Source organism: Variovorax durovernensis (genome assembly GCF_977011995.1).
Genome location: NZ_CDRNCW010000002.1, coordinates 225,862 through 238,233, shown reverse-complemented (window position 1 = coordinate 238,233; position 12,372 = coordinate 225,862). Strand labels below are relative to the sequence as shown.

Annotated in this window: 9 protein-coding genes and 1 pseudogene; 9 read left to right on the top strand and 1 reads right to left on the bottom strand. The window is 62.8% G+C overall.

What is annotated here, in order from left to right:
• Window positions 1-40: 40 nt before the first annotated feature.
• From ACWV14_RS33135 to ACWV14_RS33110, 6 genes and pseudogenes are all read left to right on the top strand, one after another.
• A protein-coding gene (locus tag ACWV14_RS33135) for an IS3 family transposase (protein ID WP_454902123.1) occupies window positions 41-1,239 on the top strand; the annotation gives its coding sequence in 2 pieces (ribosomal slippage) (window positions 41-308 and window positions 308-1,239; 1,200 coding nt in all).
• 257 nt (window positions 1,240-1,496) lie between these two features.
• Window positions 1,497-3,185 (top strand): S-layer protein, encoded by a 1,689-nt coding sequence (locus tag ACWV14_RS33130; protein WP_454908053.1) that lies wholly within the window; start codon window positions 1,497-1,499, stop codon window positions 3,183-3,185.
• Window positions 3,186-3,465: 280 nt separating this feature from the next.
• Window positions 3,466-3,798 (top strand): ESPR-type extended signal peptide-containing protein, encoded by a 333-nt coding sequence (locus ACWV14_RS33125; protein ID WP_454908052.1) that lies wholly within the window; start codon window positions 3,466-3,468, stop codon window positions 3,796-3,798.
• Between the two features lie 410 nt (window positions 3,799-4,208).
• Window positions 4,209-4,535 (top strand): hypothetical protein, encoded by a 327-nt coding sequence (locus tag ACWV14_RS33120; RefSeq protein WP_454908051.1) that lies wholly within the window; start codon window positions 4,209-4,211, stop codon window positions 4,533-4,535.
• Window positions 4,536-4,703: 168 nt separating this feature from the next.
• Window positions 4,704-5,021, top strand: a complete 318-nt coding sequence (locus ACWV14_RS33115; protein WP_454908050.1) for a hypothetical protein — start codon at window positions 4,704-4,706, stop codon at window positions 5,019-5,021.
• A gap of 232 nt (window positions 5,022-5,253) precedes the next feature.
• Window positions 5,254-6,969: pseudogene (locus ACWV14_RS33110) on the top strand (ShlB/FhaC/HecB family hemolysin secretion/activation protein).
• A 189-nt stretch (window positions 6,970-7,158) separates the two neighbouring features.
• Here ACWV14_RS33110 and ACWV14_RS33105 read toward each other — a convergent pair.
• A complete protein-coding gene (locus ACWV14_RS33105; RefSeq protein ID WP_454908049.1) occupies window positions 7,159-9,021 on the bottom strand; it encodes a tannase/feruloyl esterase family alpha/beta hydrolase in 1,863 nt (620 codons plus the stop codon).
• 414 nt (window positions 9,022-9,435) lie between these two features.
• Between ACWV14_RS33105 and ACWV14_RS33100 the strand changes: the two genes are divergently transcribed.
• The 3 genes from ACWV14_RS33100 to ACWV14_RS33090 are packed head-to-tail and all read left to right on the top strand — an operon-like array spanning window position 9,436 to window position 12,359.
• Window positions 9,436-10,296 carry an FAS1-like dehydratase domain-containing protein gene (locus tag ACWV14_RS33100; protein WP_454908048.1) on the top strand — a complete coding sequence of 287 codons (861 nt, stop codon included), beginning with the start codon at window positions 9,436-9,438 and terminating at the stop codon, window positions 10,294-10,296.
• Window positions 10,297-10,327: 31 nt separating this feature from the next.
• Window positions 10,328-11,518: a CaiB/BaiF CoA transferase family protein gene (locus ACWV14_RS33095; protein WP_454908047.1), complete on the top strand. Its 1,191-nt coding sequence runs from the start codon at window positions 10,328-10,330 to the stop codon at window positions 11,516-11,518.
• 10 nt (window positions 11,519-11,528) lie between these two features.
• Window positions 11,529-12,359 (top strand): HpcH/HpaI aldolase/citrate lyase family protein, encoded by an 831-nt coding sequence (locus ACWV14_RS33090; RefSeq protein ID WP_454908046.1) that lies wholly within the window; start codon window positions 11,529-11,531, stop codon window positions 12,357-12,359.
• Window positions 12,360-12,372: the final 13 nt, after the last annotated feature.

Genomic DNA, 12,372 nt, shown 5'->3' with positions numbered 1-12,372 from the left:
TTCTTAACCCTTGTTGAAAATACCGACAAGGAGTTCAGAGATGAGTGACAAGCAGGTGCGTGCGCAGTACACGCGAGAGTTCAAGCAGGAGGCTGTTCGGCAGGTCCGCTCGGGTCAGGCGATTGCGGTGGTGGCCAAGGTACTGGGCATCCCCAAAGCGAGCCTGGGCAACTGGGTGCGGCTGTCAGCCAAGGGAGAATTGGACGGTGCGGGCGGTGGTGACAAGAGCATCCAAGTCTCGCCCGAGCAGATGGAGATAGCCCGGTTGCGTGCAGAGAATGCTCGCCTTCGCATGGAGCGCGACATCGCAAAAAAAGCCGCGGCGTACTTCGCGCAGGACACGCTGCGAGGTACGCCTGGATTCACCAAATGAGAAAGCTGTACCCGGTGAATGTGTCCTGCGGGGTGCTGGAGGTCAGCGCCAGCGGGTACTTCAACTGGCTGCGCCGGCGTGATTCTGGCCACGGTAGACCTGCCAGGCGTCACAGCGACGAAGCCCTGCTGGCGTACATGCGCGCCATCCACGCCGAGGTGAAGGGGGAATACGGTTGGCCACGCATGCACAAGGAACTGCTGGCCCGGGGCATCCGAGTGGGCAAAGACCGGGTGCGCAAACTCATGCAGCAGCACGGCATCAGGGCCAAGACCAAACGCAAGTTCGTGGTGACCACCGATAGCCGCCACAGCCTGCCGGTGGCGCCCGACTTGGTACAGCGGCGCTTCAACCCCGAGGCGCCCAACCAGCTCTGGAGTGGCGATATCACCTACATCCAAACCGACGAGGGCTGGCTTTACCTGGCTGCGGTCATCGACCTGTTCAACCGTCAGGTGGTGGGTTGGAGCCTGCAGCCGCACATGCAGGCCAGCCTGGTCAAGGACGCGCTGGCCATGGCGTGGTGGCGCCGCAGGCCGCCTCCTGGGGTGATATTCCACAGCGACCGGGGCAGCCAGTATTGCAGCCATGAGTTCCAAGATGCCTTGAAGGGCTGGGGCATGCGTTCATCGATGAGCCGCAAAGGCAACTGCTGGGATAACGCACCGACCGAGAGCTTCTGGGGCCGGCTGAAAACAGCCAGCGTGCATGGGCACAAATTCGCTACCCGTGAGCAGGCCAGGCAGGCGGTGATGGACTGGATGGCCTTCTACAATCACCGCAGGCTGCATTCATCGCTGGACTACCTCAGCCCGATGCAGTACGAGCAGCGCTGGTACGAGGCACAGCGTAAAAAGGCCGCGTGAATCGTGGGTTAAGAGCTACACGAAACAGGGGCAAGGTCAGTGAGCGTGGGGGGAGGCGCGCGGAGATTCATGGAAGGGGTCGAGTTTATAGAGCGCGCACGACCGTACGGTCCGCGAAGGCCTTGTTCTCGCGAATTTGGGGCGCGGGAACAACGAACTTTCGTTTCTCTTTCATCGAGGCGTCATGGCTGGCTTCGAGACTCCGTAGCCCTTTTGGGCCAACGTGTTTAACACGCCTGTCATCTTTTCAGAACGCCATGTCCTACCGTTTTTCGATTGCTCCCCCCTTCCGCCGCACGCTTTTTTCCACCCTCGCCGTCGGCACGCTGATGCTGGCCGGCTGCGGCGGCGGCTCCGATGGCCCGGGTTTCGTGCCCCTGCCGACGGCCACCGCGCCGGCTCCGGCGCCCTCCCCAGCCCCAGCGCCGGCCCCCGCAGCCGGCCCCACGGGCCGCTGGACCATCGGCGACCTGCACATCCACACGATGCAGTCGGACGACGCACAGCAGGTCAACAAGCTCGACCAGGTGCTCGCCCAGGCCTTCGACCGCTTCGGGCTCGACTGGGCCGCGCTGTCCGACCACTTGCGCCCATCCTCCTACGACAACGACGGCAACAAGCTGGCGACGGCGATCCCGTTCTCGGAAGGCATGGCCAAGTACCAGGTGCCGCGCATCAAGGCACTGCAGGCCGCAGGCAAGTACGCAGACAAGACGATCTTCGCGTCCTTCGAGTGGGACATGCCCTCCCACGACCACGGCAACGTCGGGCTGCTGACCGACAGCCCGATGTCGGCCACGGCACTGAAGGCCGCAAACCAGTTCGAGTACCTCTTCACCAACCGCCCTGCCTCGGCCTTCGCGCCGGAAGACGTGGCGGCCTGGGGTCCGAAGGCCGGCACCGGCTACAACACCCACGCGGAGACGCTCGCCGCCATCTCCTGGCTGAAGAGCAACTACCCCGACACCAGCTACCTGCAGATCAACCATCCCTCGCGCAATCCGGGCAAGTACACGATCGCGCAGCTGCGTGAAATGAACGACCTCGCGCCGAACATCGTGTTCTCGCTCGAAGGCATGGTCGGCAACCAGATGGAGCCCGACCGCGGCGGCTACACCAGCGACTACATTCCGGCCAATCTGCCATCGCGCGTCTACGGCGGCGTCGACTACCTCGTCGCCAAGCTCGGCGGCACCTGGGACGCGCTGCTGTCCGAAGGCCGCCACATCTGGAACGTGGCGGACTCCGACTACCACTTCACCATCTCACAGGGCCAATACAGCAGCGGCTACGCGCCGGGCGAGTACGCCAAGAACCACCTGTGGGGCGACATCAAGGACCCGAAGTCGCTGCTCGCGGCCATGCGCTCGGGCAAGCTCTTCGCGGTGAACGGCGACCTCATCAACGCGCTCGACTTCAAGGTGCAGAGCGCCAAGGGCGCGGGCGAGATGGGCTCGGAAGTGGCGGCCAAGTCCGGCGAAGACCTGAAGATCACCATCCGCTTCAAGAGCCCCGAGCGCAACAACTTCGAATACCAGCTCGGCAGCGGCGTCTTCGCCAACGTGAAGCCGGTGGTCGACCATATCGACCTGATCGCCGGCGACGTGACCGGGCTCGAGAAGCCGGGCACGCCGGGCTACTCGCGCGACACCAACACGTCGACCCGCGTGCTCAAGCGCTTCACCCGCGACGACTGGAAGCTGGACGCCGACGGCTACTTCGCCGTGAGCTACACCGTGAAGGCCGGCAACAACCAGTACTTCCGCCTGCGCGGCACCAACCTGGGAACCGACGTGCCGGGCGAGACGGCTGCGGGCGAACCGCTGCCCGACGCCAAGGTGGTGGTGACCGACAACGTCGCGCGCTTCAACGCCATCAATGCGCGCAACTACGCGGATCTGTGGTTCTACTCGAACCCGGTGTTCGTGAAGGTCGCGGCGCAGTAGGCATGGCGCATCCGCCCCGGGCTGCTCCGGGGCGCGTTGGCACTGCAGGTGTGGGGAGCTGTAGTTGCCGTCAATGTCTGACGGATGCTAACAATTCAATCGCCGCTTTCTCCATGAGTAATGCATATGAATTACTCATGGATTAACTTGTTTTATTTACAACTTGAAAGTGTGATTTATTACCGGTTATTCACTGAACGCCCCTAGATAATCGCGCCGCGTGTCATTTGGTCACAAATGTTGCCGCGAGTGTCCGAGTGTTAAGGGGAGGAAATAAAAAGTGAATCGCCGTTTGCATCGCGTCGTCTTCAACGCAGCCAGGGGCATGCGCATCGTGGTCCAGGAGACCGCGAACAGCACAGGCAAGGGCGCCAGCAAAGCGACTTCCGTGATGCGCGGCGTAGTGGCCGGCACATCGTTGGCAAGCCTTCTGGCAGCCGCCCCGCTCCACGCGCAGATCGTGGGCGCGCCCAATGTGCCCGGCAACCTGCGGCCGACGGTGCTGGTCGCGCCGAACGGCGTGCCTCTGGTGACGTTCAGACGCCTTCGGCGGCGGGCGTTTCGCGCAACGTCTACAACCAGTTCAACGTCGGCACCAACGGTGCAATCCTGAACAACAGCCGGGTGAACGTGCAGTCGCAACTCGGCGGCTTCGTCCAGGCTTGGCGGCTCCGTGACAAGCGGACTTTTCAGTGACGGTATTTATCTTGTCACTCACCAAACTGGCGCAACCCCCACCGGAATTGCAACTGCATTTGCTGCAGGTTATGTCGGAGGAGGAATAACCAGAAGGGTTTTGAACTATGACGCTCGCCTACCGCACACTATGATTCCTATCAGCATCGATACTGCTGCAACTCAAGCTGTTGGTGCTGTAGCTGGCTACGGGAGCTTTAACTGGATGAATCAAACAGGCGCGACGGCTACGGGGAACTCATGGTGGACTAGTCCTCTTTGGAAACCCAGTGAAGCGAGTACCAATAAATGAACAATAGAAAACGAGCTCCCCTACTTGCACATCTGATGGCCGCTCCCACTGGAATGGGTCTCGATCCTGAACTGGCCAGAGATTTCTGGTTTGGGCAGGAGGAGCCTTGGAACGCTGAGCAAGATATCCAATCAAGGTTGGCAAAATTGGCCTATATACATATGGCTGCCGCCATATTCCATGTTGGAATTCCATTGTTCATGTTCGCCATCATTTTTGAGATAATCAGAACGCCGCAGGGTGCCGCCTTTCAGCTTTCCGAATTTTCAATGTATGCCGTAGGTGGAATTACTGTAATTACAATGGCGCTGGGCCTCCTGATTGCATTATTTGAATGGAGGAAAATCATAAGGCAACATTGAATTGCGGCAGGCCGAAAACTGAGATTTACGTGCCTGCTGCAATAGATCGAGTGATTCGAATGAGTTGAATTAAGTATTTCTATGAACCGGCCGGAAATTCCGTAAAAAATGACCTTCAGAAGAGACAGGGTCAATGACTCTATCAAGTTGTCGACGGTTGGATTTTTCGTGAAATTCAATCTCTATTTCGCTGCGCTGTTCTCGCTGGTTGCCGGACTGGTTCGAGGTGTCTGGCCTCCCTTGTATGGTTGGTTTGTCACCGATGTCTGGCAGTGGGAGCCGTTTGATCATTGGCTGCGCTACGTAATATTAGGTGCACTAATAGGCGCGATCGCCGGGACTCTATTCGCTATTCGTGAATGGTGCATACAGGCATCGGCATCGCCTTTGCGAAAATTTTTGATAACAGCTGCGGCCATTGCCCTATGCATTGGTGTGATTGCTTTTTCGCGCGAGCATGTTGGTCGCATATTTGGTGGCCAATGAATTGGCTCAGATCGCATAGCTGCGTCTCAGCATGAGTTACGCAAAACCTCTCTAGGTCGTGGGTAAGCCAAATGCCGAGACGACGGGCAGTACCGCTCCCCAAGACACCTGCCAACTCTGAAGGCGCACTCGCAGTGCTGCTCATAGCTGAAGCTGTAGAGCTTGGGTGAAGACGATGAATGCAGACAGGAAAGACATTGAGGGAGAGAAATTGAGAGCAAACCCGCGAGCCATGCTGACCGGCGTGCTATTGGGTAGCCCACTGTTGGCTCAAGCCCAGGTTCCTAGCACACCGCAGCCCTTCGTTGAGCAGCAGCGCTCAGCAAGAGCGCGAACGTGCCCTGCGCGAGCAGACCGAACGCACCGTCGACCAGCGTCCCCAGGCTGCGCCACCCGCGCCAGTGCAGCGCATCCCTGAATCCGAGTCGCCGTGTTTTCGTATCGACCGCGTGCTGCTGGTCGGCGAACAGTCCGAGTCCTTCCAATGGGCCGTCACCGATCTCTCAGGCCCTGAAGCCAACGACTCACCTATCGGTCGCTGCCTCGGCACAACCGGCGTCAACGTGGTCCTCGCACGCGTGCAGCAAGCCGTCATCGCCCGCGGCTTCGTCACCACCCGAGTGCTCGCCGCCCCACAAGACCTGTCCGCCGGCACGCTGACCCTCTCGCTGGTCCCCGGCCGCATCGCAGCCATCCGCGCAACAGCCGACTCCTCTCCGACGCTGCTGGGCAACTCCGCCTTGCTCGCCTCCGCAATCCCAGCCTACCCCGGCGACCTGCTGAACCTGCGCGACATCGAACAGGGCCTGGAAAACCTCAAGCGCCCACCCCCGCCGAAGCCGACATCCAGATCGAACCCTCAACCGCCCCTAACGCCAAGCCCGGCGACAGCGACCTCGTCGTCAAGTACGTCCAATCCAAAAAGTGGCGCGTCACCCTGAGCCTCGACGACAGCGGCACCGAGGCCACGGGCCGCTACCAATCCGGCGCCACGCTGTCGCTGGACAACCCCTTCGGCCTGAACGATCTGTTCTACGTCAGCGCCAACCACAACATCAACAACCACGTCTTCGGCGATCCGGCCAAGGGCACGGAAGGCCAGACCGTTCACTACTCGCTGCCTTACGGTTACTGGCTCCTGGGCTTCACCGCCTCCAACAGCCAGTACCACCAGAGCGTGGCCGGCCTGAACCAGGACTACGTGTACGCGGGCAAGAGCAACAACGCCGAGATCAAGCTCTCGCGCATGATCTATCGCGACCAGCAGCGCAAGACCACGGTGGCCATCAAGGGCTGGCGCCGCGAGTCGCGCAACTTCGTGGACGACACCGAGGTCGAGGTGCAACACCGCGTGGTCGGCGGCCTGGAGTTCAGCCTGAACCACAAGGAGTTCATCGGCGAAGCAACGCTTGAAGGCACGCTGGCCTACAAGCGCGGCACGGGCGGCTTCGGCTCCCGCATCGCGCCGGAAGAAGAGTTCGGCGAGGGCACTTCGCGCCTGAAGCTGTACACGGCCGATGTCACCCTCAATGCGCCGTTCAAGCTCGGCGAACAGAAGCTGCGCTACTCCGGCTTGATCCGCGCCCAGTGGAATCGCACGCCGCTGACGCCGCAAGACCGCTTCGCTATCGGCGGGCGCTACACGGTGCGCGGCTTCGATGGAGAGACGAGCCTGATGGGCGAGCGCGGCTGGCTCATCCGCAACGACATCGGATGGGCCGTGGGGCAAAGCGGGGCAGAGCTGTACGTCGGCGCAGACTACGGCCACGTCGGTGGCCGCTCGACGGTCGATCTGCTCGGCCGGAGCCTGGCTGGTGCCGTTATCGGCGTGCGCGGCCAGAGGACCAAGCTGAGCTACGACTTCTTCGTCGGCGCACCCATCAGCAAGCCTGAGGGTTATCGCACCGCCAAGGTCACGCTGGGGTTCAACCTGAATGCCAGCTTCTAGCTCGACACATCAAATCAGCAACTCGGTTCGGAGGGAGAAGATTCATATTCACGAAAATACTTGCTGCGCTGGCCGCAGCAGTGGCGCTGACAGCCTGTGTCGCGCCGAGGCGAGGCGAAGCGCGCGAGGCCTGCTGCCAACATGACCTTCGCTCTGCCCATGCCTCAAGCCCCGACCGTGGCCGCAACTCTACGAGCAGGTGTAGCTCGCCGCTGAACCGGTGTCGCCACTGGTGTAGGTGATTTTCTTCGGGTACACGCAGATGGGACGGGTTTTCGATGCGGCACCGCCAAGGGTCTGCAGGGTCAGCGCATCCGGAGCGGTGCCTTTTTCCACCCACGCCGTCAGCGCGTCGTAGAACTGGGTCGGCGCGAAGTAGGGAACTTCCGCTGCCGGGTTGGACGTTCCGTTCGGATCGCCATGGCCGGCACCTGGCACCAGATAGAGTCGATAGAAGCTTTGGACATCGCTCAACCCACCGATCTTGGCGACCACGCTGTTGTAGTAGTTGACCGTCCCCTGCGGCATGATGAGTTCGTCGGCCAAACCATGCCAGGTCAGCATCTTGCCGCCGCGATTCTTGAACGCGGAGAGGTCCGGGTTGTCCGTGTTGATGTTTCCGAACTGCGGCTGCAGCGTCACGCCGCGGTCGTAGGCATTGCTCAACTGCGCGTAGCTCAGTTGCTTCCAAAGCGATTGGCCGTTGCCGGTCGCATTCACGAACGAAAGGTCGCCGATGGTCGAGTTCTGCAACTCGAGCGCCACCTGGTCGGACGCGATGGGGAATGCACCGTTCGGGCTGGCCAGGCCGTTCACGCCGAAGGCGGCGAACATGGCGCCGTACAGCGAAGTCCCGCGGCTCTGTCCGTACCAGCGCTGGTTTGCGGAGCCAAGCAGCGTGGAGGACGATGCCGCAGACCAGCCGTTGTCGGTCGCCGGCGACGGTGCCGAGCCGTCGGCGGTCATGCCGTACCAGACCTTGTTGATGGCCGTGGCTTGTGTTTTCGTGACGCACGCGCTCGTTCCGTTCGTTCCACCGTCGGATGTGCAGAGAACCGTGAGATCTGTCGTCGGGTCGTACGTACAGGACGCGGGGTCGAGCACATAGCCCAGGTGCTGGCCGGCCACCACATCGCATGCGGCAATGGCAGCGTTGGAAACCAGATCCTGCTGAGCCTGGGTCGGTGCAACACCACCCAGGTCACGCTGGAAGACGATCTGCGGATACAGCTCGGCGGTGATGAACCTGCTCCAGTTGATGGCAGGATAGTTGGCGATGATGCCGTCGAAGTCGTTGGGGTTGTTCTGCGCCAGGTTCAGCCCCTGGCGTCCACCCGTCGAGCCTCCGTCCCAGTAGGCGTACTTGGCCGGTGTTCCGTAGTAGGCCGCTGCCAGCGCTTTCGTCTTGACGGCCTGTTCATGAATGCCTCGGCTCGCGAAGTCGGTCCACAACGTCTTGTTGATGGTGCCATCAGGGTTCATTGCGAACGAGCCGCCCGCGAGCGATGAATGGCCTGCATCCGTGGTCGATGAGACAGCGCCTTCCTTGCCGGCCACGTTGGCCGCGTCGCTGCTCGCAATCGCTGCCGCGCTGCCGGCGACACCCCCTTGCCAACCACCGCCTCCCAAGGCGTGAATGCGCGAGTTCCAGGCCGCTTTCGATGGCAGCCAGATCTCGATGCCGATGCCGGGCGACGTTGAAGGGGCGCCTTCGGGTCCAGGGTTTCCCGGCCCCACATTGAGCTTGACCATGCAGACGTCGTTCGCAGCCACCGGCGTTGTCGCCGTCGCCGCGCCCCCCAGGACGAGGGCGTCTCCCTTCTTGAAAGACTTGACCGCAACGACGCTCGTGCTGGCGTCGGGCTTGAAATTGGCCTTGAGCGTGTCATCACAGGTCAGCGCTACAGGGCCTGACGGGGGCGGCACGGTGGCTACAGGCGGGCTGTTGACTCCGAAGAAAGGCAGTGTGCTGTTGTTGCTGCCGCCACCGCACCCACTGACGAGAACGACTGCGACGATCGCGGAAACTGCCAAAGGCTGATGAGTTTTCATATGTCTCCTTCAAGTTAGGTCAGCTGCAAGAAAGTGCAATTTTTTGCCTACCTTCGAATGCAACATGAACTATTAGGCATCCGCCACAAGCTCCGTTTGCACGGGTTATCCCGCAGCTAGGGAATACGCCGTGCAGTGGCTGTGAGTGAAGCGGCTCATCGAAACACCACAGATCCTGCCTTTTTCGCCAGCGTCGTTCGGAAATATAGTGCACATCCCTGCCAGCAATGCCCTTGCGCTGGCCGGGCACGAAGGCGGCCCCTCCGCTCTCGGCAGCAAGACGTGGGAGGCATCGGTTTTATTGCGCTGAATGCATCAATAGGACCAAACATTGCAATTCCCCGAACGTAGCCTGCGTCGCAAACTCGCTCCCCATGACTGCTGCCGTTTGGTGCAGCCGCAAAGGAGACACCAGTGGACGCACAGAGAGATCAGCTGCAATCGTGGATCGGACGCAGCGAGACGATCGAAGACACCGTCAACCCCACGCCCGTCGTCGCACTGACGGCGACACTGGACCATCCGGCGACGCCGGTCGTTGCCGGCACCGCGCTTCCGCCACTTTGGCATTGGCTCTACTTCCTGCCGATGCACCGGCAGAGCGAGATCGGTGCCGACGGCCATGCCAAGCGCGGCGGCTTCCTTCCGCCGGTTCCCCTGCCCCGGCGCATGTGGGCCGGCAGCCAGTTCGAGTTCCGCTCCCCGATCCGCGTGGGCGACCATGTCGCGCGAACCTCGACCATCGACGAAGTCACGACCAAGGAAGGCCGCACCGGCAAGCTCGTGTTCGTGAAGGTGCGTCACGAGGTGCGCTGCAACGAGGCCGCGGAACCGGCGCTGGTCGAGTTCCACGACATCGTCTACCGCGAAGCGCAAGGCCCGAACGACATCGCACCCCCACCCCAGGCCGCACCGCCCGAGGCAGCCTGGCGTCGCCGGATCGTGCCGGACGACGTGCTGCTCTTCAGGTACTCGGCGCTCACCTTCAATGGCCACCGCATTCACTACGACCGCCAGTACGTGACGCAGGTCGAAGGCTATCCAGGCCTGATCGTGCACGGCCCCCTGATCGCGACATTTCTGATGGACCTGCTGCGCCGCCAGATGCCCGAGGCCGACGTGGCGAGCTTTCGCTTCAAGGCCGTCCGTCCGACCTTCGACCTGAACGCATTTCACGTCAGTGGCCAGCCGACGGCCGATGGCAAATCGGTTCACCTCTGGGCTTCGGACCACGAGGGGTGGCTGACGATGGACGCCACCGCGGTCCTGCGCTGACTCACCCCGCCACATCAAGAGAGACCCACTCATGCAGCCACTCAAGGGCATCACCGTCGTCACGCTGGAGCACGCGATCGCCGCCCCCTTCGCCACCCGCCAGCTGGCTGACCTCGGCGCCCGCGTCATCAAGATCGAGCGCCCCGGTTCGGGCGACTTCGCCCGCGGCTACGACGAACGCGTTCGCGGCCTGGCGTCGCATTTCGTCTGGACCAATCGCTCCAAGGAAAGCCTCACCCTCGACGTGAAACACCCCGAGGCAGCCCGGGTGCTCGAGCGTCTGGTCATGGAAAAGGCCGACGTCGTCGTGCAGAACCTGGCACCGGGTGCTGCGACGCGCCTCGGACTGGGCTACGAGAAGCTCTCCGGCGCCAAGCCGGGCCTGATCGTCTGCGACATTTCCGGCTACGGCGACGACCCGCACAATCCCGGCCCGTACCGCGACAAGAAGGCCTACGACTTGTTGATCCAGAGCGAGGCCGGCTTCGTTTCCGTGACAGGTACGCCTGAAGAGCCCTGCAAGGCGGGCCCCTCGATCGCGGACATCGCCGCGGGGATGTACGCCTACAGCAACATCCTCGCGGCGCTGTTGCAGCGCGGCCAGACAGGCAAGGGCCAGCGCATCGACATCTCGATGCTGGAGTCGTTGGCCGAGTGGACCAGCTACCCGCTCTACTACGCCTTCGAAGGCGCGGAGCCGCCGCCGCGCACCGGTGCCAGCCACGCGACGATCTATCCGTACGGACCGTTCCCGGCCGGTGACGGCACCACCGTGATGCTGGGCCTGCAGAACGAGCGTGAATGGGTCAGCTTTTGCGTCAACGTGCTGGAGCAACCCGATCTCGCGAAGGATCCGCGGTTCACCGCCAACTTCAAGCGTGTGGCCGAGCGCGTCGCGCTGCGCCAGATCATCCTGGACGCCTTCGCGCCGCTGACCGGCAGGCAGGTGGTCGAGCGACTCGAGCTTGCGCAGATCGCCAACGCCCAGGTCAACACCATGAAGGAAGTCTGGGCGCATCCGCAGCTCGAGGCGCGCGGGCGCTGGACCGAGGTGGGGACAGCCATGGGGCCGGTGCCCGCCATGCTGCCGCCCGGTACCTGGGACACCGGCCCGCGCATGGACCCGGTGCCCGCGCTCGGCGAGCACACGGACGCGATCCTGGCCGAGCTTGGCTACAGCGCGGCCGAGATCGACGGGCTGCATGCATCCAACGCCGTCTGAGGTCGCCGTCATGTCCGCCGATGTGCTGCCTCTTGCCCGCACCTACCTCTTCGTGCCCGGCACGCGCCCGGAACGCTTCGACAAAGCGCTGGCCAGCGGTGCAGACAGGGTCGTGCTCGACCTCGAGGATGCCGTGGCCGCCGATGACAAGGCCTCTGCACGCAGCATCATCGCGACATGGCTGCGGGCCGCAGCGCCCGCGGACCGGTCGCGCATCGTGGTGCGTATCAATGATGCGGGCTCGCCCTGGTTTGCCGCCGACCTTGCGGCGTTGGGCGACGCGCCTGCGGCCAGCGTGCTCCTGCCCAAGGCCGAGTCGGCCGCGCAGATTGCCCGCACTCGGGCTGCGCTGCCGCATGCGGACATCCTCGCGCTCATCGAAAGCGCACGCGGTGTGTCCGAAGTGGACGGCATTGCGGCGGGTGGCGCGCAGCGCCTGGTGTTCGGCACGCTCGATTTCGCGCTCGACCTCGACCTGGACATCTCGACGGACCCCTCCGGCCTTGGCTATGCCGCCAGCCGCATCGCGATCGCTTCGCGCCTGGCCGGCCTGCCGGCACCGGTGGCAGGGGTTACGCCGCAATTGGATGACGAGGCACGCTTGCTTTCGGACCTTGCCGATGCGCGACGCTTTGGCTTCAGCGCCAAGCTGTGCATCCACCCGCGCCAGGTCCAGCCGATCCACGCTGCGCTGCGTCCGGACGCACAGGCACTGGACTGGGCCCGGCGCGTCCTGATTGCCGATGCCGCCTCGCCCGGCGCTGCCCGGCTCGACGGCCGCATGGTCGACCGGCCCGTCGTGCTGCAGGCGCAACGCACGCTGGCCCTTGCCCGCAACTGACTCATTCACCCGC